The sequence below is a fragment of the Novosphingobium aureum genome (assembly GCF_015865035.1).
Classification (GTDB): Bacteria; Pseudomonadota; Alphaproteobacteria; order Sphingomonadales; family Sphingomonadaceae; genus Novosphingobium; species Novosphingobium aureum.
The window spans coordinates 1654364-1676638 of record NZ_JADZGI010000001.1 but is presented as its reverse complement, the minus strand read 5'-3'; the positions used below and the strand labels follow the sequence as shown (position 1 = coordinate 1676638).

The window sequence follows — 22275 nt, the reverse complement described above, 5'->3', positions numbered from 1 at the left end:
TTCGTTTCCGGCGCCGTTTCGTGTCCGGTGCCGGAGCCTCGCATCCCGCTCACTGACGAGCGGAAGGACCGGCGAACAGGCGCGCGGACGTCAGCCGCACATCGTCCAAGCTATTCCAGGCAAGCACAAATACCGCTTTTCTGCCGTTTTGGCCCGCTCGACCAAGGGCAACACCCTAATGACATAAATGTCACGGCCCTGCCAAATTATGCAATTTAATGACAGTTATTGCTGGACACACGACACCAGATTTGCATGGGATAATCTCTTGCACTCGGCCCAAGGTTCGCTATGTAGGTAACAGCTCGAGCAGCGCTGCCCTCATGGCCTGTTCGAGTTGGTGCACATCGTGCACCTCCTCCCTGAACCTTGGCCACCTCGCGCACCGCGCGAGGTGGTTTTTTTATGAAGTTCGCGGATTGAACCGCAGGCCCGCCCGCTTGGACGAGGAACGCCCGGGCAATGCCCTATTCGGCAGCGACGGGCCATGCCTGCCCGTCACGCCCCTGGGCGCCGCGCCCCAGATCGCAGACCGCGCCTGCCAGCAGGCGCACCAGCCCGACCAGATCCTCGACCATGCCGCCAAGGCCCGCGCCCGGGGCATCGAGCGCGGCGTCGAGATAGCGACTGCGATCGACCTCGAGCTGAATGGCATGAATGCCCGCGGCGGGACGCGCATGACGTTCGAGCACATAGCCACCGGCATAAGGCCGGTTATGCGCCGCCCGTCGTCCGACCGCGCCCAGATAGGCAAAGGTCTCGGCGACCAGCCGCCCCTGACAACTCGCTCCGAAGCGGTCGCCGATGACGATCTCCGCCCCGGGCACCCCGCCGCGCGACTGGAGCGGGGGCATCGAGTGCAGGTCGATCAGGAGCGCCGCCCCCCAGCGCTGGCGCAGATCGGCCAGCGCAGCATCGAGAGCAGCATGGTAAGGCGCATGAACACCCGCGATCCGCGCGCGCAGCTCGCGCGCGTCAAGCGGTCGGCGCCACAACTCGCCCAGCCCCGGCAACCGGCGCGGCACCAGCCCCAGTCCGCTGCGCACCCGCGGACTGACCGGACGCATGTCACCCAGCTCAGGCCGATCCTCGAGCCGCAGCATCTGCCAGTCGACGTCGTCGGGCGCTCGGTTGAGATCGAGCATCGCGCGGGGAGCGTGCGCGACCAGAAGATTGGCCCCGGTCTCGCGCGCGAGCGCCCGGCCGATGAGATCGACGTGGCGGTCCTCGAGCCGCAGCATCGCCCGGCCACCATGGCGCATTTCGCGCTCGAGGCTCTCGGGATAGCGGCGCCCGGCATGCGGGACGGCGATCAGGACGGGAAGCGCCGAAGGCTGCCGCTCGTACAATGCATAGGCGGGAGACTGCCTCGAATCGTCCGGTTCCCATGTTCCGGGAATCGCTCCGCCCGACCTGCAATGCGAATCGGGACTTTCGGGCGCGGCACTCATGACGCCAAGGCTGCACCTGCACGCCTGCGCTGTCAAAAGCGCGCCATCCGCCAGACGGCAATCCACCGATAAATGCTGCCAGCTCAAAGCGTCCCGTTCCCGGTCACCGTGGATTCTGGGCGAGAATTTTAACCCGGATGGCGCTACAAGGCATTCGAGCACCAGCCGCGACGGCGCCCTTACCCCAAGACCGATTGGAAACAGACTCGCGATGATCCGCATTCTCCTTGCCGAAGACGACCAGGCCATGCGCACTTATCTCGCACGCGCCCTCGAGAAGGCCGGATACGACGTCGTCGCCGTCGACCGCGGCACGGCCGCCCTGCCCCACCTCGAGGACGGCGGCTTCGACCTCTTGCTCTCCGACATCGTCATGCCCGAGATGGACGGCATCGAGCTTGCCCAGCGCTGCGCCGAGATCGCGCCGGGCACCAAGGTCATGTTCATCACCGGATTCGCCGGGGTCACCCTGCGCGCCAGCCGCGAGGCGCCGCAGGCAAAAGTCCTGTCCAAGCCCTTCCACCTGCGCGACCTCGTGATGGAAGTGCAGCGCGTTTTCGGGCTTTCCGAGCCGGTCAGCCTCTGAACGCGAAAAGTTTTTAAAAAAGCCCTTGCGCTCCAAAAAGGTCGCGGCTAGAGGGCCAGTCCTCCGAGCGACACAGCGCACTCGGAGACGCCGAATGGAATGGGCGTATAGCTCAGTGGTAGAGCACTATGTTGACATCGTAGGGGTCGCAAGTTCAATCCTTGCTACGCCCACCATTCCTCAAGGAACGGCTAGAAACCCGTCGCGAAAGCGGCGGGTTTTCTGCTTTTCGGGATAGTGCCCTGGGCCATCGCTCGAGCCGCTGGCGCACGACAACTTCGCAACTGCACACGCATCGCGAGCAAGCGCGGCGCAGACCGCCAGCCGAGCAACCTTCGCTGGCCGGAGCCTGTCGCTAACGCCAACTTGCCTTTCCCGCCCGCTTGCGCCTAAGAGACCCCCAATTCTCACCCCAGGGGAGCTTTTCCGAATGGCAAAAATCAAGGTAGTTAATCCCATCGTCGAGATGGACGGCGATGAAATGACCCGGATCATCTGGGAATGGATCCGCGAGCGTCTGATCCTCCCCTACCTCGATGTCGACCTCAAGTACTACGACCTCTCGGTCACCAAGCGCGACGAGACCGACGACCAGATCACCGTCGATGCAGCCAACGCCACCAAGGAATATGGCGTTGCCGTCAAGTGCGCGACGATCACCCCCGACGAAGCGCGCGTCGAGGAGTTCAGCCTCAAGAAGATGTGGAAGTCGCCCAACGGCACGATCCGCAACATCCTTGGCGGCGTCGTCTTCCGCGAGCCGATCGTGATCTCGAACGTTCCGCGCCTGGTTCCGGGCTGGACCGACCCCATCGTCGTTGGTCGTCACGCATTCGGTGACCAGTACCGCGCGACCGACACCAAGATCCCGGGCCCGGGCAAGCTGCGCCTGGTGTTCGACGGCGAGGACGGCACCAAGATCGACCTCGACGTGTTCGACTTCCCGGCTCCGGGCGTCGCCATGGCGATGTACAACCTCGACGAATCGATCCGCGACTTCGCGCGCGCCTCGTTCAACTACGGCCTCAACCTCGGCTGGCCGGTGTACCTCTCGACCAAGAACACGATCATGAAGGCCTACGACGGCCGCTTCAAGGACCTGTTCCAGGAAGTGTTCGACACCGAGGGCTTCGCCGAGAAGTTCAAGGCCGCCGGCATCGTCTACGAGCACCGCCTGATCGACGACATGGTCGCCTCGGCGCTCAAGTGGTCGGGCAAGTTCGTGTGGGCCTGCAAGAACTACGACGGTGACGTGCAGTCCGACACCGTCGCGCAGGGCTTCGGCTCGCTGGGCCTGATGACCTCGGTCCTCATGGCGCCCGACGGCAAGACCGTCGAGGCAGAAGCTGCCCACGGCACCGTGACCCGTCACTACCGCCAGCACCAGCAGGGCAAGGCGACCTCGACCAACCCGATCGCCTCGATCTTCGCCTGGACGCGTGGCCTCGCCTACCGCGGCAAGTTCGACAACACGCCCGACGTCGTGGCCTTCGCCGAGACGCTCGAGCGTGTCTGCATCGAGACCGTCGAGAGCGGCGCGATGACCAAGGACCTCGCGCTCCTGATCGGTCCGGACCAGAGCTGGATGACCACCGAGCAGTTCTTCGAGGCGATCGTCGAGAACCTCGAGAAGGAAATGAAGGCACAGGGCCTCGGCTAAGCCGAAGCTGCCTTTTCAGGGCCTTTGAACGGGGCGGGCTGGACCATCCAGCCCGCCCCGTTTTTCGTGCGTGATCCCGCCTTGCGCACAAGGCAGCTCTATTTCGAAGCTGCGGACACCTTTGCCCTAGCCCGCGATTAAAAGACTGTTATCCTAGATTAGGTAGATTGCCTGTAAGACTTGCCAAAATATAATTGGCGAGGCTTCTGATCGGACGGGTCGCATGGTGGAATATGCACTCGCCCGAGAGGCGCTACGGAGAGACGAGAGAACATAGTAAGGCACTCAAGAGGTGTCCAATACTAGGCAAGCTAGGTGGAAGGGCTGCTGGGTATGGGAAACGTGACTGCCGCAGAATTCGTGCGCAAGTTCGCACGGTTCCGGGACGAGGCGCATGACGAGCCGGTGTTCATCACGCACCACGGCCGAGAGACGCACGTGTTGTGCCCGATCAACGTCTGGCACAATCTAGAGGCGCATCCGGGCGGCTTGGCCCGCGACGCGCGCAACGACAGCGCCAATTTTGCACTCGCTGACTGGATCGACGATGGCATCATCGCCTGCGACGAGGAACTGCGTGTGGTCTTTGCCAACCGCAACGCCCACGCACTCGTCAAGGCGCGTTCGGGCACGCTGAGCGGGCGCATCCTCACCGAGGCACTACCCATGACCGCAGGCAGCCTGCTCGAGGCGCAGGCGCGCCAGACGCTGGTACACGGCCATCCCAACATGGCCGACATCCCCTCGCCCTTCGTCGCAGGCGGCTGGCTGCGCTTCCAGACTTTCCCGCTCGACGACCGGCTGGTGATCCGCCTCCACGACATCACCCACGAGATGGACAGCCACTTCAAGGCCAACGTCAAGGAAGCGATCATCCGTGCGCTCGACCAGCACGGCGAGGTCTCCTACGTGCGCGTCTCGCTGCGCGGCACGATCGATCGGGTCGACAAACCCTTCTGCGATCTCGTCGACCTGCCCGAAGACCGCCTGATCGGCGTCACCCTCACCGACCTGGTGAGCGTGCCAGACAAACCCCAGTTTCGCGAGAAACTCGAATGCGTGCTGCGCGGCGGCGAGCCAGTCCGGCTCAACCCGCATTTCCTGAGCAACAGCGGTGACTTCAAGCCGGTCCAGATGTCGCTGGTGCGACTCGACGGGACTTACGGCTGCGAGGGCGCGGTGGCAGTCATCACCGCGCTCTGATCACCGCGCGGGAACGAGCGGGACAGGCACTCGCAGTAAATGCCCCGTAGTGCCATTGCAGTGCCCCACTCCTTTCGAGCACACACAATCCGTATTCATGCAAAATTTGCAGAAACAGATTTTTAACGAGCTCTTGCGCATGCCCCAAGGCATTGAAAATGCTTGAACATGACCTCCTCGATTTTACGCAAAACATGTAAAACTGTCAGTTCACAACGCTAGGTCATTCTACGTAATTCAGGGCGCAATCTGTCTCTCGGGAATGGGAGATAGACTATGAATATCGGGCACCTGCGACCCTTGCGCGGCTTTCGCTGGCCAGCGCGTCGCATCACCCGCTCGCTTCATGCAACTGGCACGCGTTTCTCGCAGGACCGGCGCGGCGCCATCGTGGTGGAGGCAGCCCTCGCCCTGCCGATCCTGATCACGCTGCTCCTGGGCGTCATCACCTATGGCGGCTGGTTCATGGCCGCGCACTCGCTGCAGCAGGTCGCCAACGAGGCCGCACGCGCCGCGGTTGCCGGTCTCGACGCGGGCGAGCGGCGCCAGATCGTCGATACGACCGTCGCGAGCGGCGTTCTCCAGACCGGCACGCTCGATGCCAGCCTCGTCACCGTGCGCACCGGGATCGAGGACCAGTACTACCGCGTAACGCTGGTCTACGACATCTCGCGCGCGGCGATGTTCGAGAACTCGTTCATCCCGCTTCCCGGCAACACGATCGCCCGCGACGCCACTGTCCAGCTGGCGACGTTCTGAGGGAGGCGCGCATGATCGGCACCGGCCCACTCCTCCCCTTGCTGCTCCGCCGCAGTCTCGCAAACTTGCGCGATGCGCGCGAGGGCGGCGTCACCGTGCTGCTGGGCGCAGCGCTGCTCATGCTGCTGGGCGTGGCGAGCGTCTGCGTCGATCTCGGCTCGGTCTACCTCGCCCAGCGCCGCCTTCAGGGCATCGCCGATGCCGCCGCGATGGCCGCGGCGCAGGAGACGGCACCCGGCCAGCGCGAAAGCATGGCCCGCGCGATCATCACCCGCAGCAATGCGCAGCAGGTCTCGATCGACAGCCTCGAGAACGGCCACTACCGCAAGGACAAGTCCATCGAGATCGAGGCGCGCTTCGCGCCCGGCGGCGACAACAGCGCCGCACGCCTGCGGCTCAGCCAGACCGTGCCCTTGTTCTTCGCCCGCGCGCTTGGCATGAACGATGCCACCGTGCGCGCCGAGGCCACCGCCGCAAAGCTCGACATGGCCGCCTATTCGTTGGGATCGAGCCTGCTCAAGGTATCCGACGGCATCCCCAACGCGCTGCTCTCGGCGCTCACCGGAACCCAGCTCGAACTCTCGGTACTCGACACGCAAGGGCTCGCCAGCACCCAGATCGACCTGCTCGGCTTCGCCGATGCGGTGAAGGCCCAGGTCAACGCCAAGGATATCGCCTATGCAGAACTTTTCGACCGGCCGATCGATCTTGGCACCGCGCTGCGTGCGCTTGCTGCCAGCACGAAGGACACAGCGGTCGCCGCGACCATCGCCGGGATCGCCGACAGCGCACCTTACGAAACGATCCTGCTCTCCGACATCCTCGACCTCGGACCCTATGGTGCGCTTGACTACAACCCCGGCACCGCATCGCCCGAGATCGACGCCTACTCGCTGATCCGCACGATGCTCGAGGCGGGCCACGGCGACGAGCTCGACGTCCAGTTCAACCTCGCCGTCACCGGCCTCTCGAGCCTCAACGTGCGGCTCGTGCGCGGCACCGGGCTCGAACATTCGCCCTGGCTGACGGTGACGGGCGCGAGCAACTATTCGCTGCGAACGGCGCAGGCGCGCCTGCTGCTGACCGCGCGCGTCGGTACCGGCAGCGCGCTGCTGCCCTCGCTCGAACTGCCGATCTACATCGACCTCGCCGAGGCCGAGGCCACGCTTAACGACATCAGCTGCACCGGCAATCCCGCGACCGACGGCGTGACCCTGGGCGTCAGCCCGGCGCTGGGCACAGTAGGCATCGGCAAGCCCGACGCCAGCGACATGGGCGACCTTTCCGAGGAAGTCACGCTCACCCCGGCAACGCTCGTCAGCGTCCCGCTGCTGGCCAAGGTCACCGGGCTCTCACAAGTCTCGCTCGGCGGCAAGACCGCGCCGCAGGAAGTGCTCTTCACGCTCGCCGAGATCCGCGACGACAAGACCAAGACCGTCGCCACCAACGACCTTGCCCGCTCGCTCGCCACCTCGCTGATCTCGCAGACCAAGCTCAACGTCCAGGCGCTGGGGCTGATGATCAACCTCTCGACCATCACCAGCATCGTGGGCAACACGCTCTCGCTGGTCGCGCCGATCCTCGACACCACGATCTTCTCGCTCACCGAGGCGCTCGGCGTGAAGCCCGGCGCTGCCGACGTCCATGTCGACAAGGTGCGCTGCGGGGTATCGACCGTGATCGCCTGAAAACCCTTTCCATCTGCAACCCCAGAGGGGCCTCTCTGTGCTCTGAGCCCCTTGCATCACTGGGCCCGCGACCAAGTCCCTCGGTCGCGGGCCATTCTTTGCGAGAGCGTCCACGAGTGCGATCCGGTGCCCGACCAGACGAGTACGCGAGACAGTCATGGAACGTCCTGCATGGCGGGATGCAAAGATCGCCCCATTCCGCTCATGCAGAACCTGTCGAAGGATGCGCGCCAAAGCACCATGCTCCTGGCACAAAATCCGCCCCCAAATCCTCGTCATTCCCGCGAAGGCGGGAATCCAGTTCAAACCTCGCGGTAAAAGCTAGCTTCGCCCGAGTCGCGCATCTTCCGGCTACTGATCTTGAGGCAAAGCACTCCTTGTCTGGATTCCCGCCTTCGCGGGAATGACGAACGTGGTTGGTTATTTGCCGTTCAGGATAATGAGCCAGCAGCAGTCATAGGACTTGCTGCGAAAGGCCCGCTTCGGCAGCAAAATCAAGGTTAGCGGCCTTAATTTCGCGACGGCGAGTGGCGAGAACATAGCCACATCACAAGTGCCCATCCGAGAAACAGCGGTACGATTGCCAAATCTGAATTGTATGTGTCCGCCAGCAGATAGAGTGCCACACCTACTCCAGCGATAGCAGAGGGATACAAAACGCCCTTCCAGTGTGCGGGCCAGTATGCCCACATCACACGCTGGAACCAGACTTCACGCCCTTCATCATTACGTTCGGTCAAGTGTCGATCCTCATAGCGACGAAGTTGCACACCTGACGAACGGTCGCAATTGGGCGACGAGCGCCAGTCACGATTTGCACTCCCGCATGAGGCAGGTTCGAAATTCCACGCGGTCCAGTCCGCACCATTCGACAAGCTAATATGTTCCTGGTATGTTCCAGTCATGAAAGCGATCAAGGGACGAGGAGCGGTCAGCAATCAGACCAGCACGCGCTTCAATCTTGCGCAGCATGAAAGCGATGGCGACTGGCTCGATGACCGGGAACAGGTCGACGGGACACCGCCGCCCGTGTCGACAGTGGTGACCGAGCTTCATCCCAAGACAATCGTCTCGTTCAACAAGTCGCCCGACGTGCCGTTCGACCGCTCGATCAATGCCTACAACGGCTGCGAGCACGGGTGCATCTACTGCTTCGCGCGGCCCAGCCATGCCTATCACGACCTTTCCCCCGGGCTCGACTTCGAGACGCGGCTCTTTGCCAAGCCCGATGCGGCGCGGCTCTTGCGCGAGACGCTGGCGCGGCCCGGCTACCGGCCCGCGCCGATCGCCATGGGGACCAACACCGATCCCTACCAGCCGATCGAGGCGCGCTACCGGGTGACACGCGAAGTGCTCGAGGTCTGTCTCGAGACGCGCCATCCGGTGACGATCGTGACAAAGTCGGACCGTGTCCTTGCCGATCTCGACCTGCTGCGCCAGCTGGCCGAGCGCGATCTCGTCTCGGTGGGGATTTCGGTGACGAGCCTCGATCCCCGCCTCTCGCGCCTGCTCGAACCGCGCGCGGCAGCCCCCGCCAAGCGGCTCGCGGCGCTCGGGCGGCTGGTCGAGGCCGGAGTACCGGCCCATGCGATGATCGCGCCGGTGATCCCCGCGATCACCGACGGCGATCTCGAGGGCCTCGTCGCGGCCTGCGCCGAGCGCGGGGTGCGCCGGGCGAGCTGGATCATGGTGCGCCTGCCCAACGAGGTCGCGCCGCTGTTCCGCGAATGGCTCGAAACCCACTTTCCCGAGCGCGCGGGCAAGGTCATGGCGATCATCCGCGAGATGCGCGGCGGACGCGACAACGACCCGCGCTTCGGCGAGCGCTTCCGCCCTAGTAGCGCCTGGGCCGACACCCTGCGCGCACGCTTCAAGATCGCGGTGCGGCGTCACGGCATGGAAAGCGTCGAGCGCGTCGATCTCGACTGCAGCCAGTTTCGCAGGCCCTCGCCCGCAGGACAGCTCGACCTGTTCTGAAAGCCCGGTTTCCTGCGCTTCTGCGAGCTTTCCCTTACCGCTCCTGCCGGGTGCCCGCAGCCCGATTCGGAACCGGAAACGCGACCGGCGCGTTTAACGGCCCAACAAGACACAATTCACAGGATGCAATGACATGGCACAGGAAACCTATTCGCAAGGCACCTATGAAACCGCCCGCCCGGCCGAACAGCAGGCCGCGCCGACGCACACCACCGTGATCCACGAGCGCCGGACCTCGGGCGGCGCGGGCATCGTGATGGCGGTGGTCCTGCTCGTCGCGGTGATCGCAGGCGTCTACCTGTTCAGCCAGACCTCGAGCAGCGAGGCGGCCAAGAACAACGCCATCGCCGAAGCCGCGAGCGACGTCGGCAATGCTGCGAGCCAGGTCGGCAACGCCGCGCAGGATGCCGCGGGGAAGGTCGGCAACGACTGATCACGGGACTGATCCCTGCGATCAGCTAATGCCAGAAACAGAAGGGCCGCCCGCAACGTCATGTTGCGGGCGGCCCTCTTGATTCCGGAAGGCTGCGATCAGGCGGCCTGGCGCATGCTCTGGGGGCCGCGCCGCGCGGTCAGCTGGATATTGCTCAGCCCCTCGACTTGCGCGAGTTGCTCGGCAAACTCGCCGTCGAGCGCGAAGCCGCGGCCCAGCCGCACCCGCTGTTCCTTGCCGCCGCCCAGCTTTAGCGTCGCGATCACCTCACCCGCGCCGGGCTGGCCCTCGCGCATCAGCAGCGCGAGCTCCTGCACTGCCTCGACTCGGTCGATGTCGAGACGCAGCAACATGCGCGCGTCGGCCTTGACCTCGTTCAGCGGACGCGCCCCGCGCACGGTGACGCGCGGCGGCTCCTCCGGGCTGGGGCTGTCGAGCTCGACGGTGAGCAACACGCAGGCGCTCTCCTTGCCCCACTTCACGAAGTCCTCGACCATGCTCTCCTCGAAGCAGCAGGCCGAGAAGTTGCCCGAGCTGTCGGAGTAGTCGACCATCACGAAGTCCTTGCCGCGCTTGGTGCGGCGCTTCTGGACGTTCTCGACCATTGCCGCCATGACCGCGCCCGTGCGTCCGCCCGAGGCGCCCCCTGCCATCAGGCTGGCAAAGGTGCGCGAGCCGTTGGCCGAGGCGACCGCGCGGTACTGCTCGACCGGATGCGCGGCGAAGTAGAAGCCGAAGACCTCGCGCTCCTTGGCCATCTGGTCCATGCGGCTCCACGGCTGCGCGTCGACGAGGCGCAGGTCCTGCTCAACGTGATCGTCGCCGCCGAACAGGCTGTTCTGGTCCGAATTGCGCTCGCGCGCGGCCATGTCGGCCTCGGCCAGCAGCGTGTCGGCATTGGCGATGATCTTGGCGCGATTGGGTTCGAGACTGTCGAGCCCGCCCGCGGCGGCGAGGCTCTCGAGCAGGCGGCGGTTGATCGACCCTGCCGGCGCACGGCGGAACAGGTCGTCGAGGCTTTCGAACGGGCCGTTCGCCTCGCGCTCCTTGACCACCGCGTCCATCGCCTTCTCGCCGACGTTGCGGATGCCCGCCAGCGCGTAGCGCACGGCGAGGCTGTCATGCGTCTCCTCGACGATGAACTCGGCTTCCGAGCGGTTGACGTCGGGCGGGGCCAGCTCGATGCCATTGCGGCGTGCGTCGTCGACGAAAATCGCCAGCTTTTCCGACTGGTGCATGTCGAAGCACATCGCCGCGGCATAGAATTCGTGCGGGTAATGCGCCTTGAACCATGCCGTGTGGTAGGCAAGCAGCGCGTAAGCGGCGGCGTGCGACTTGTTGAAGCCGTAGCCTGCGAACTTGTCGATCAAGTCGAACAGCTCGTTGGCCTTGTCCGCATCGATGTCCGAGACGTCCTTGCAGCCCGCGACGAAGCGCGCGCGCTGCTTGTCCATCTCGGCCTGCACCTTCTTGCCCATCGCGCGGCGCAGAAGGTCTGCATCGCCGAGCGAGTAGCCGGCGAGGATCTGCGCGGCCTGCATCACCTGTTCCTGGTAGACGAAGATGCCGTAAGTCTCGGACAGGATGCCCGAGAGCTTCTCGTGCGGATACTCGATGGATTCGAGCCCGTTCTTGCGGCGACCGAACAGCGGGATGTTGTCCATCGGGCCCGGACGATAGAGCGAGACGAGCGCGATGATGTCGCCGAAATTGGTCGGCTTCACCGCCGCGAGCGTGCGGCGCATGCCCTCCGATTCGAGCTGGAACACGCCGACGGTGTCGCCGCGCTTGAGCAATTCGTAGGTCTGCGGATCGTCCCAGCTCAGGCTCGAGAGGTCGATGGTGATCCCGCGCCGCTCGAGCAGGTCGCAGGCGCGGCGCAGCACGGAGAGCGTCTTGAGGCCGAGGAAGTCGAACTTGATGAGCCCGGTATCCTCGACGAACTTCATGTCGAACTGGGTCACCGGCATGTCCGAGCGCGGATCGCGGTAGAGCGGCACCAGCTTTTCGAGCGGCCGGTCGCCGATGACGACGCCTGCCGCGTGAGTCGAGGAGTTGCGCGGCATGCCCTCGAGCTGGACCGCAAGGTCGACGAGGCGCTTCACCTCGGGATCGTTCTGGTACTCTGCAAGGAACTCGGCGACCGGCGGATCGGCCAGCACGCCGTGTTTCTTGCGCCCGTGCAGCGCGTCGGTCAGCGTCCAGGGATCGGTGGGATGGTTGGGCACCATCTTGCACAGGCTGTCGACGCGGCCGTAGCCCATCTGCAGGATGCGCCCGCAGTCGCGCAGCACCGCGCGCGCCTTCATCTTGCCGAAGGTGATGATCTGCGCGACGTGGTCGTGCCCGTACTTCTTCTGCACGTAGCGGATCGTCTCGCCGCGCCGCGTTTCGCAAAAGTCGATGTCGAAGTCGGGCATCGAGACGCGCTCGGGGTTGAGGAAGCGTTCGAAGAGCAGGCCCAGCTTGAGCGGGTCGAGGTCGGTGATGGTGAGCGCCCAGGCGACCAGCGAGCCCGCGCCCGAACCACGGCCCGGCCCGACCGGAATGCCGTTGTCCTTCGACCACTTGATGAAGTCGGCAACGATCAGGAAGTAGCCGGGGAAGCCCATGCCTACGATGATGTCGATCTCGAACTTCAGACGCTTGGCGTAGTCGATGAAGTCCTCGGTGACGCCCTTCTCGCGCAGCGTCTCCCAGGCGGCGGTCAGTTCCTCGCCCTCGAACGAGAGCGCCTCGTCGAGTTCTTCCTCGCTCGCCTCGGGCCAGTAGGGCGCGAGACGGCGGGCGAGGCCGCGACGCGAATCGCGCGCGAGCATGAGCGCCTCGCCTTCCTTGTCGCCCGCGAGGCTGGGCAGCAGCGCGCCACGGCGCGGCGGCGAATAGGCGCAGCGCTGCGCGACGACGAGGGTGTTGGCCATGGCCTCGGGCAGGTCCGAGAACATTTCCTGCATCGTCTCGATCGGCTTGACCCAGCGCTCGGGCGAGGAGCGCGGGCGTTCTTCGGCATCGACCTGCGTCGAGTTGGCGATGCACAGCATGGCATCGTGCGCGGCGTGGAAGCCCGCCTCGGAATACTGCGCGGGGTTGGAGGCCACGAGCGGGATGTCGCGGGCATAGGCCAGCGCGATCAGGTCTTCCTCGCTCTCGTCCTCGACCGCCTCGCCGGTGCGCGCGATCTCGATGTAGAGGCGGCTGGGGAACAGGGCCTGAAGCGCGTCGCAGTAGCGCGCGGCCTGCTGGTCGTTCCCTTCGGCAAAGAGCCGCGCCAGCGCGCCCTCGTCACCGGCGGTGAGACAGATCAGGCCATCGGTATAGCCCTCGAGGTCCTCCAACAGCACGTGCGGGTCACGTTCGAGCGGGCGTTCGAGATGCGCGCGACTGACAAGCCGGCACAGGTTCATCCACCCGGCCTCGTCCTGTGCGAAAAGCGCGAGCCAGTCGATCGGCAGTTCCTGCCCCTGCGCGGCAACGCCGGGACGAAGCACGGCCAGGAAGGTACCGATGATCGGCTGCACGCCCTCGCCCTTGCAGGCCTGCGCGAAAGTCGGCGCTCCGTAGAGACCGTTGCGGTCGCAGATCGCGGCAGCAGGAAAGCCGCGCGCCTTGGCCAGCTTGGCCGCCTTCTTCGGGTCGATCGACCCGTCCAGCATGGTGTAACTGGAGAACAGGCGAAGCGGGACGAAAGGCGCGAATGTCATGGGCGGAATTTAGGCACTGCCGTAGCAGGCGATCAAGGGCGCGCCGGGTTGGTTACCCCCACTCTGGGGATAAACCGGGGGACAGCGCGCAGCAGCCCCGGACAGCATCAGCTACCCGCCGCTCGACCCGCTCAGGCTGAGCGGATGGCAGAGGCTGACGGCGCCCCTTTCAGAGCAGCTTCTCGATGTCCTTTTCGAGCGAGGCGGGCTTGTCGGTGGGGGCGTAGCGGCGCACCACCTGCCCCTTGCGGTCGATCAGGAACTTGGTGAAGTTCCATTTGATCGCCTTCGAGCCGAGCAGACCGGTCGCTTGCGCCTTGAGCCAGTCGAACAGCGGATCGGCGCTCTCGCCATTGACCTCGACCTTGCCCATCAGGGGAAACGAAAGGCCGAAGTTCACTTCGCAGAACTGCGCGATCTCGTCTGACGAGCCGGGCTCCTGCTTGCCGAACTGGTTGCAGGGAAAGGCGATGACCTCAAAACCGCGCTCGCGGTACTTTCGCCAGAGCGCCTCGAGGCCTTCGTACTGCGGCGTGAAGCCGCACTTGCTGGCGGTGTTGACCACCAGCACGACCTTGCCCAGACGGTCGGCGAGGCTGATCGCTTCGCCGCTGGGCAGGGTCGCCTGGAAATCCGCGATGGTACGCGGACTGGAATTGCGCGGATCAGTCACCCGTCTTGGGGAAATCCGAACGGCGGTAGAGCGCGCGAATCTCGCCGATCTTGAAGGTGCGGTCACCGTCCTTCTGGATCGCGTAGTCCTCGCGCTTCTCCTCGGGCAGGTCCATGACGAACTCGATCAGTTCGGCAACGGTGCCGCGGCGCAGGGTCTTGAAGCGGTGGAACAGCCCGCCGCCATCCTCGCACTTGTGGAGTTCTGCCGAATCGTTCCAGGCAAAACCGGTCGGCGCACCGCCACCAGCCTGGATCGTCGAGGGAATATCGCTCATCGCGCGGGACCTTTCCTGTAAACTCTGCACCAAGTCGCCGGTGCTTTACCGGCGTTTTATCTTCATTTGGCGACGCGCAGCGACAAAATCAACGCGTGCACCAGTCGAAATTGTCAGACTAGCACGCCATCGCGCAGGCGCACCACGCGGTCCATCGCCGCGGCGAGGCGCTCGTTGTGCGTGGCGACCAGCGCGGCACTGCCCTGCCCGCGCACAAGCTCGAGGAACTGCGCGAAGACAGTGTCGGCGGTCGCCTCGTCGAGATTGCCGGTGGGCTCGTCGGCAAGGACGAGGCGCGGCTTGTTGGCGAGCGCGCGCGCCACCGCGACACGCTGCTGTTCGCCGCCCGAAAGCTTGCTCGGGCGATGCTCGAGCCGCTGGCCGAGGCCGAGCGCGGTGAGCAGGTCGCGCGCGCGCGTCTCGCACTCGGCGCGCTCGCGGCCGGTGATGAGCTGGGGCAGCACCACGTTCTCGATGGCGTTGAAGTCGGGAAGCAGGTGATGGAACTGGTAGACGAAGCCGATATGGTCGCGCCTCACCGCCGCGCGCGCATCCTTGCCAAGGTTGCTGGCGTCGATCCCCGCGATCTCGATCTTGCCCCCGAAACCGCCCTCGAGCAGGCCGATCGCCTGGAGCATGGTCGACTTGCCCGAACCCGAAGGCCCCAGCAGCGCGACGATCTCGCCGGGCTGGACGGCAAGGTCCACGCCGCGCAGCACATCGATGCGCACGCCGCCTTGCTCGAAGCTACGGGTAACGCGCGAGAGGCGCACCACCGGATCGCTGACGGGGTCGGCCTTGGCCGGAACGACGAGAGGATCACTCATAGCGAAGGACCTGGACCGGATCGGTGCTCGCCGCCTTGAAGGCGGGATAGAGCGTGGCGAGGAAGCTGAAGATGAGCGCCATGACGCTGATCACGCCGATCTCGACGGGATCGGCGCGCGCGGGCAGCTCGGTGAGGAAGCGGATCGAGGGGTCCCACAGGTTCTGCCCCGTGAGGACCTCGACGAGGCGCACGATCGGCTGGCGGAAATAGAGGAACACGAAGCCCAGGATCAGGCCCGCGACGGTGCCCGCAGCGCCGATGCAGAAGCCCGCGGTGACGAAGACCTTGAGCAGCGAGCGGCGCGTCGCGCCCATCGTGCGCAGGATCGCGATGTCGCGCGTCTTGGCGCGCACCAGCATGATCAGCGAGGAGAGGATGTTGAAGACCGCGACGAGCACGATGATCGAGAGCACCACGAACATCGCCACCCGCTCGACCGCGAGTGCCTCGAACAGCGAGGAGTTCATCTGCTTCCAGTCGACCACGACCGCCCTGCCCGCGAGCTTGCGCTCGAGCGGCGCGAGGATCTGGTCGACCTTGTCGGGATTGGTGGTGGTAAGCTCGATCATGCCGATCTGGTCGCCGGTCAGCAGCAGGGTCTGGGCATCCTTCATCGGCATGACCACGAAGCGCTCGTCGAGGTCGTAGACGCCGATCTCGAAGATCGCCGAGACATGGTAGCCGATCTGGCGCGGAACGGTGCCGAAGGGGGTCGAACGCCCGAGCGGGTTGAACACGGTGATCGTGTCGCCGACCTGCGCCCCGAGATTGCGCGCCAGTTCCGAGCCGATCGCGACGTTGCGCTCGCCCGGCTGGAGCTGCGCGAGGTCACCGGCCTTCACCTTGGGCGCGAGCCGGGCAATGTCTTCCTTGGTATTGCCGCGCACGAGCACGAGTTCGGCGCGCCCGTTGAAGGTGCTCGCCAGCGGCTGCTCGATCAGTGGCGAGGCGCGAGTCACCCCTTGCGTCTTGCGCACGTCCTCGAGCACGTCCTGCCAGTTGTCGATCCGCCCGCCGTAGCCCTGGATGATGGCGTGGCCGTTGAGGCTGACGATCTTGTCGAACAGCTCGGCGCGAAAGCCGTTCATCACGCTCATCACGATCACCAGCGCGGCCACGCCGAGCATGACCGCGACGAGGCTGATGCCCGCCACGAGCGCGATGAAGCGCTCACCCTTGCCGGGCAGCATGTAGCGCTTGGCGATGGTCCATTCGAAAGGGGAAAGGATCAAGCTTGGGGTCCGCCTGTGGAGCTGGTGCATCGGGTGATGCGAGGTATCTTGGGCGCATTACGGTCAAGCCGAAAGACTGGCAAGCGGCACGTCCGCCAGCCGCCATCGGGCATGTCCTGCACGGCCGGACAGAACCGCGCCTAACGCAGGCCTTCGCCAAAAGTTGCCGCAATGCGAGGGACTTGTCCCGCATTCATGTTTCACGTGCCTCCGCGCGAGAGGCGCGTGCAGTTCTGCGGGTCAGCGCGTCATAACCGTGTCATCGTCCGGGCGCAGGTGGACAAAGCGGAAATTCGGCACGCTTGCCCCCTTGCATTTGCAGGCAATCCCAGCCAAATGCCGGGCGAATTTGACGCGGCAGCGGGCCCCAAACTCCATGAACCTTACTCACCCCTTTCGTGACGCCGACGGGGACAAACTGCGCGAAGAGTGCGGTGTTTTCGGCGTAATCGGTGCACAGGAGGCGGCGAACATCACCGCCGCCGGTCTGCACTCCCTCCAGCATCGCGGCCAGGAAGCCGTGGGCATCACCAGCTACTCGGGCAGCGAGTTTCACTCGCACCGCGGGCTCGGCCACGTCGCGCAGGTGTTCAATCCGCGCACGCTCGAGACGCTGCCCGGCACGATGGCCTCTGGCCACGTGCGCTACTCGACCACCGGCGGTTCGGGCCTGCGCAACGTGCAGCCGCTCTTCGCCGATCTTGCCGCAGGCGGTTTCTCGATCGCGCACAACGGCAACATCTCGAACGCGATGACGTTGAAGCGCGAGCTCGTCTCCAAGGGTTCGATCTTCCAGTCGACCTCGGACACCGAGGTGATCATCCACCTCGTCGCGACCAGCCGTTACCCGACGCTGCTCGACAAGTTCATCGATGCGCTGCGCATGGTCGAGGGCGGCTACGCGCTGATCTGCTCGACCCCCGAGGGCATGATGGCCTGCCGCGATCCGCTCGGCATCCGCCCGCTGGTCATGGGCCGCATCGGCGATGCGATCGTCTTCGCCTCCGAGACCGTCGCCTTCGACGTGATCGGCGCCGAATTCATCCGTGCGGTCGAGCCGGGCGAACTGGTGCAGGTCGACTTCAAGGGCACGGTCTCGAGCCACCGCCCCTTCGGCACCACCAATGCACGACCCTGCATCTTCGAGCACGTCTACTTCTCGCGCCCCGACTCGGTCATGGACGGCCGCTCGGTCTACGGCGTGCGCAAGCAGATCGGCATGGAGCTGGCCAAGGAATCGCCTGCTGACGCCGACATCGTCATTCCCGTGCCCGACAGCGGCGTTCCCGCAGCCATCGGCTATGCGCAGGAATCGGGCCTGCCCTTCGAGCTGGGCATCATCCGCTCGCACTACGTGGGCCGCACCTTCATCCAGCCCGGCGACGCTGCGCGCCATGCCGACGTGAAGCGCAAGCACAACGCCAACCGCGCCATCGTCGAGGGCAAGAAGATCATCCTCATCGACGATTCGATCGTGCGCGGGACCACCTCGCTCAAGATCGTCGAGATGATGCGCGATGCCGGCGCTGCCGAAGTGCACATGCGCATCGCCAGCCCGCCGACCGAATACTCGTGCTTCTACGGCGTCGATACGCCCGAGCGCTCGAAGCTGCTGGCCGCGAACATGGACATTCAGGCGATGGCCGACTTCATCAAGGCCGACAGCCTCGCCTTCGTCTCGATCGACGGGCTTTACCGCGCGGTCGGCGAGGCGGATCGCAACAACGGCTGCCCGCAGTTCTGCGATGCCTGCTTCACCGGTGACTACCCGACCAGGCTGACCGACTTCGAAACGCGCAAGCCCGGAAAGCTCACCATCGCATGAGCGAGGCGTCGGGTACCGTGAGCGGTCCGCTTTCCGGACAGGTCGCGCTCGTCACCGGCTCGAGCCGGGGCATCGGCGCTGCGACCGCGATTGCGCTCGCCTCGCAAGGCGCGCACGTGATCCTGACCGGGCGCGACACCAAGGCGCTGGAGAGCGTGGAAGAGCAGATCTTCCAGGCCGGCGGCGCGGCCACGATCGCGCCCGTCGACCTCACCGAAAGCGACGGCATCGCCCGCCTCGCGACGGCGCTTTCGCAGCGCTGGGACAAGCTCGACATCCTCGTCATCAACGCTGCGATCCTGCCCGAGCTGACCAGCGTTGCCGACATCGACCAGCGCGCCTTCAACAAGGCGCTGACCACCAACGTGCTCGCCACGCAGGCGCTGATCGCCAACTTCGATCCGCTGCTGCGCAAGAGCCAGAATGCCCGCGTGATCGGCATGACGACCACCGTCGCCGATGCCCCGCGCGCGTTCTGGGGCGCCTACGGCGCGACCAAGGCCGCTTTCGAGGTGTTGCTCCAGTGCTATGCGCAGGAGACCGAGAAGACCTCGAAGATCCGCGTTGCCATCGTCAATCCGGGCGCCACGCGCACCGCGATGCGCGCGCGCGCCTACCCCGGCGAGGACCCGGCGACGGTCAAGACGCCCGAGACCGTGGCCGAGCGGCTCGTGGCGCTTTGCCAGGAATCCTACCAGACCGGTTACAAGCTCTCCCTTAACCATCTACAATAAGGTTAGCGTAACCGGTCACGTGCGAACGTCCCACGCTGTGCGCGAGGCGCACGCGTGACGGTCCCCCCGACCGAAGCGAACCTTGCTGATGGGCCCGGGAGGCCTCGAACGATGGTAAACGCCAGGAACGAACCGTACGAAAACGCCGCGCAGGAAGATCGCAGCGCTCACCGCGCGCGCATCTCCATCCCGGCGGGGCTTCGCGCCTCGGGCACCAAAGGTTACCAGACCGTGGTGCGCGACCTCTCGCTTTCGGGTTTCTCGGCCACGGCGGTCAGCCGCATCCACCCCGGCACCTACTGCTGGCTCACCCTGCCCGGCATGCAGTCGATGACCGCCAAGGTGGTCTGGTGGGAAGAAGGCCTCGTGGGCTGCGCCTTCGAGGAGCTGATGAGCCCGATCATCCTCGAGAACGTACTCGCGCGCTGGACCGGCGAACGCTCGCGCTATTGAGCGCGGGCACCTGAGGTCCGCTCAGCCGCGCTTGACCAGCGTCACTTGCGCGACGTCGATGCCTCCGCCGAGGAAACCGCCCTCGCAATACATCAGGTAGAAGCGCCATAGCCGCACGAAGCGCTCGTCGAAGCCTTCGGGCAGGCGTCCTTCCTCGACCGCGGCATCGAAGGCCATGCGCCAGTCGCGCAAGGTTCGCGCGTAGTCCTTGCCGAAGCCGACCCGGTTCTCCCAGACCAGTCCGCGCGCCTCGGCAAGCTCGCGAAATTCGGGTTCGCACAGCAACATGCCCCCTGGAAACACGTAGGTCTGGATGAAGTCGGCGCTGCGCGCGTAGCCTTCGAATATCTCGGGCGCCATCGTGATCATCTGGATCGCCGCGCGCCCGCCCGGCTTGAGATTGCGCGCCACCGCGTCGAGAAACGCGCCCCAGTACTCGCGCCCCACCGCCTCGACCATCTCGATCGAGACCACCGCGTCGTATTCGCCCTCGACGTCGCGGTAGTCCTGCTTGCGGAACGAGACATTACCGCGGTCAATCGCCCAGTGGCGGCGTGCATAGTCGAGCTGCTCGTCGGAAAGACTGATCGCGTCGACCTCGACGCCCTCGTGATCGGCGAGGAAGGCCGCGAGCGTACCCCAGCCGCAGCCGATCTCGAGCACCTTGTCGCCCGGCGACAAGGCGATCCGCTCGCTCACCGCGCGGATCTTCGCGGACTGGGCCATGTCGAGCCGCGAGACGAACTGCGAGAGAGCATTGGGGCCCTTCGCCTCGGTCTCGTAGATGCCGCTCGAATAGAGCATCGTCTCGCCCAGCCACTGCGCGTAGAAATCGTTGCCGAGATCGTAGTGGGCATGGATGTTGGCGCGCGAGCCCGAGCGGGTGTTGCGATGCGCGCGGTGCAGCAGCCATGCGAAGAGCCGCCAGGGCCCGCGCGCGCGGCCCGTCTTGCCCAGCGCCACCGCATTGTCCATGAAAAGCGCGAAGAGCGGCACCGGGTCCGGGCTGTCCCATTCGCCCGCCTCCCATGCCTGGTACCAGCCGACAGAGCCCGCCGTGGCGAGCCGGACGAGCGCGCGCCAGCTATGCAGGTCGACCCGGCACTCGAAACCGGGTTCGCGTCCGCCGAGCAGACGCACCGAGCCGTCGGGAAGATGTGCTTCGATAGCGCCGCGCTCGATCCGCTCGTCGAGCCGGTCGAGCACGCGGTTGCCGCCCCCCGACCACAGCCGGGCGAACCAGCCGAACCACAGGCCGATCCCTCGTCCGCCCGCGACGAGATCACTCCCTCTCCCTGGCGTCTGCGCGTTCATACCCAAGGTATGACTCCTTAACGGCCCGCGCGCAATTGCCTTGCCGGTCCCATTGCGGGAAGCGCGGCTATCGAGGCCGTATCCTAGGTCGAAGCCTTGAACTTGTCCCAGGCACCCAGTGCGCGCTCGCGCCCGGCCTTGTGCTCGACGAGCTTCGCGGGATAGCCCTTGGGGCGACATACCGGCGAGGGGTCGTGGATCTCGCCCGCGGGCAGGTCGGCCAGTTCGGGCACCCATTCGCGGATGTAGGACGCGGCATCGAACTTCTCGGACTGGGTCAGCGGCGCCATGATCCGCACGAACATGTTGGAATCGACGCCCGAGCCTGCGGTCCATTGCCAGTTCACCGCGTTCGAGCCGTAGTCGGCATCGACCAGCGTGTCCCAGAACCACTCCTCGCCACAGCGCCAGTCGATCAGCAGGTGCTTGATGAGGAAGCTCGCCGCGATCATCCGCACCCGGTTGTGCATCCAGCCGGTATGCCAAAGCTGGCGCATCCCGGCATCGACGATGGGGTAGCCGGTGCGCCCCTGCTGCCAGGCCGCGAGGTCTTCCTCGGCCTGCTTGCCACTGCGCCAGCCGAACTGGTCGAAGCCGTCCTTGGCCGAACGCGAGCCGTATTCGGGATACTGGACGATGACGTTCTGCGCGTAGTCGCGCCAGCCGATTTCACCGAGAAAGGTCGCGACCGAGCCCCCGGCAGACGAGGTCGCGTGCCACACCTTCGCCGGCGAGATCTCGCCGAAGTGGAGGTGGGGCGAGAGGAACGAGGTGCCCTCTTCGCCCGGCAGGTTGCGCTGTCCCTCGTAGCGCGAGGCGACTTCGGCGAAGGCGCGCAGGCGCTTGTCGGCACCCCCCTCGCCCGGCTCCCAGAAGTCGCGCATCCCGCCCGCCCAGTCAGGCTTGCCCGGCAGCAGCCCCCAGTCCTCGAGCGCGTCGCTTTCGGGCCAGCTTTCGGGCGCCTTGATCGTGTGCGGGCGCGGCTGCGGTTCGGGTGGTGGCATGCGCTCGCGCAGCGCGCGCCAGAACGGCGTGTAGATCTTGTAGGGATTGCCCGAGCCCGTGGTCACCGCGCCCGGCGGGGCGAGATAGTTGCCATGGTGCAGGTGCAGCGTCAGCGCCTTGTCCACCGCCTTCTCGGCATTGCGCCACCACGGCTCGTAGTGGTGCAGCGCATGGACCTCGCTGGCGCCGGTCTCCTCGGCCAGCTGGGCGAGCACATCCGCGCTGGCACCCTTGCGCAGGATCAGCCGCGAGCCCTTCTCGCGCAGGCTCGCATCGAGGCTCGCGAGCGAATGGTGCAGCCACCAGCGCGAGGCCCCGCCCATCGCGCGGTGGCGCGGTGTCTCGTCGTCGAGGATATAGACGGGAATGACCGGCCCAGCAGCAGCCGCGGCGGCCAGTGCCGCCTGATCGGAGAGGCGCAGGTCGCGGCGGAACCAGACGATGACAGGAGATTTCATTCTTGCGCAACGCCTTC

Annotated in this window: 18 protein-coding genes and 1 tRNA gene; 11 read left to right on the top strand and 8 right to left on the bottom strand. The window is 65.5% G+C overall.

The annotated features are described in order from the left end of the window. Positions 1-467: 467 nt before the first annotated feature. A complete protein-coding gene (locus tag I5E68_RS07905; protein ID WP_197162693.1) occupies positions 468-1451 on the bottom strand; it encodes an N-formylglutamate amidohydrolase in 984 nt (327 codons plus the stop codon). 211 nt (positions 1452-1662) lie between these two features. Here I5E68_RS07905 and cpdR point away from each other — a divergent pair, with 211 nt between their 5' ends. From cpdR to I5E68_RS07865, 8 genes are all read left to right on the top strand, one after another. Continuing rightward, positions 1663-2037, top strand: a complete 375-nt coding sequence (gene cpdR / locus I5E68_RS07900) for a cell cycle two-component system response regulator CpdR (RefSeq protein WP_197162692.1) — start codon at positions 1663-1665, stop codon at positions 2035-2037. Positions 2038-2138: 101 nt separating this feature from the next. Next, positions 2139-2213, top strand: a tRNA-Val gene (locus I5E68_RS07895). A 254-nt stretch (positions 2214-2467) separates the two neighbouring features. Then, the gene (locus tag I5E68_RS07890; RefSeq protein ID WP_197162691.1) at positions 2468-3697 is read left to right on the top strand and encodes an NADP-dependent isocitrate dehydrogenase; all 1230 of its coding nucleotides are present in this window, start codon (positions 2468-2470) and stop codon (positions 3695-3697) included. 342 nt (positions 3698-4039) lie between these two features. Next, positions 4040-4900: a PAS domain-containing protein gene (locus tag I5E68_RS07885; protein ID WP_197162690.1), complete on the top strand. Its 861-nt coding sequence runs from the start codon at positions 4040-4042 to the stop codon at positions 4898-4900. A gap of 276 nt (positions 4901-5176) precedes the next feature. After that, positions 5177-5659, top strand: coding sequence for a TadE/TadG family type IV pilus assembly protein (locus I5E68_RS07880; RefSeq protein ID WP_197162689.1), 483 nt, complete (start codon positions 5177-5179; stop codon positions 5657-5659). An 11-nt stretch (positions 5660-5670) separates the two neighbouring features. Continuing rightward, the gene (locus I5E68_RS07875) at positions 5671-7347 is read left to right on the top strand and encodes a TadG family pilus assembly protein (RefSeq protein ID WP_197162688.1); all 1677 of its coding nucleotides are present in this window, start codon (positions 5671-5673) and stop codon (positions 7345-7347) included. A gap of 903 nt (positions 7348-8250) precedes the next feature. Continuing rightward, on the top strand, positions 8251-9324 hold the full coding sequence (locus I5E68_RS07870; protein WP_197162686.1) for a PA0069 family radical SAM protein: 1074 nt from the start codon (positions 8251-8253) through the stop codon (positions 9322-9324). A 133-nt stretch (positions 9325-9457) separates the two neighbouring features. Beyond that, the gene (locus I5E68_RS07865; protein WP_197162685.1) at positions 9458-9757 is read left to right on the top strand and encodes a hypothetical protein; all 300 of its coding nucleotides are present in this window, start codon (positions 9458-9460) and stop codon (positions 9755-9757) included. Between the two features lie 98 nt (positions 9758-9855). On the opposite strand, the gene dnaE is transcribed toward I5E68_RS07865, so the two are convergent. The 5 genes from dnaE to I5E68_RS07840 all read right to left on the bottom strand — a co-directional run bounded on the left by dnaE (position 9856) and on the right by I5E68_RS07840 (position 16469). After that, positions 9856-13458 (bottom strand): DNA polymerase III subunit alpha, encoded by a 3603-nt coding sequence (gene dnaE, locus I5E68_RS07860; protein ID WP_197162684.1) that lies wholly within the window; start codon positions 13456-13458, stop codon positions 9856-9858. A gap of 169 nt (positions 13459-13627) precedes the next feature. Then, positions 13628-14131: a glutathione peroxidase gene (locus I5E68_RS07855; protein ID WP_197162683.1), complete on the bottom strand. Its 504-nt coding sequence runs from the start codon at positions 14129-14131 to the stop codon at positions 13628-13630. Further along, positions 14124-14408: a hypothetical protein gene (locus tag I5E68_RS07850; RefSeq protein WP_197162682.1), complete on the bottom strand. Its 285-nt coding sequence runs from the start codon at positions 14406-14408 to the stop codon at positions 14124-14126. The genes I5E68_RS07855 and I5E68_RS07850 overlap by 8 nt, the downstream gene beginning before the upstream one ends. Before the next feature lie 113 nt (positions 14409-14521). Then, complete coding sequence (locus I5E68_RS07845) at positions 14522-15235, bottom strand: ABC transporter ATP-binding protein (protein ID WP_197162681.1); 714 nt, start codon at positions 15233-15235, stop codon at positions 14522-14524. Beyond that, entirely contained in the window at positions 15228-16469 is a 1242-nt protein-coding gene (locus I5E68_RS07840) for a lipoprotein-releasing ABC transporter permease subunit (protein ID WP_197162680.1), read from the bottom strand. Before I5E68_RS07840 ends, I5E68_RS07845 begins: the two co-directional genes overlap by 8 nt. 376 nt (positions 16470-16845) lie before the next feature. Here I5E68_RS07840 and purF point away from each other — a divergent pair, with 376 nt between their 5' ends. The 3 genes from purF to I5E68_RS07825 all read left to right on the top strand — a co-directional run bounded on the left by purF (position 16846) and on the right by I5E68_RS07825 (position 19481). Further along, entirely contained in the window at positions 16846-18294 is a 1449-nt protein-coding gene (gene purF, locus I5E68_RS07835) for an amidophosphoribosyltransferase (protein WP_197162679.1), read from the top strand. Continuing rightward, complete coding sequence (locus tag I5E68_RS07830; protein WP_197162678.1) at positions 18291-19028, top strand: SDR family NAD(P)-dependent oxidoreductase; 738 nt, start codon at positions 18291-18293, stop codon at positions 19026-19028. The genes purF and I5E68_RS07830 overlap by 4 nt, the downstream gene beginning before the upstream one ends. A gap of 111 nt (positions 19029-19139) precedes the next feature. Next, entirely contained in the window at positions 19140-19481 is a 342-nt protein-coding gene (locus I5E68_RS07825) for a PilZ domain-containing protein (RefSeq protein WP_197162676.1), read from the top strand. A 21-nt stretch (positions 19482-19502) separates the two neighbouring features. On the opposite strand, the gene I5E68_RS07820 is transcribed toward I5E68_RS07825, so the two are convergent. Beyond that, positions 19503-20795, bottom strand: a complete 1293-nt coding sequence (locus tag I5E68_RS07820; protein WP_197162674.1) for an SAM-dependent methyltransferase — start codon at positions 20793-20795, stop codon at positions 19503-19505. An 83-nt stretch (positions 20796-20878) separates the two neighbouring features. Further along, positions 20879-22258 (bottom strand): cryptochrome/photolyase family protein, encoded by a 1380-nt coding sequence (locus I5E68_RS07815; protein ID WP_197162672.1) that lies wholly within the window; start codon positions 22256-22258, stop codon positions 20879-20881. Positions 22259-22275: the final 17 nt, after the last annotated feature.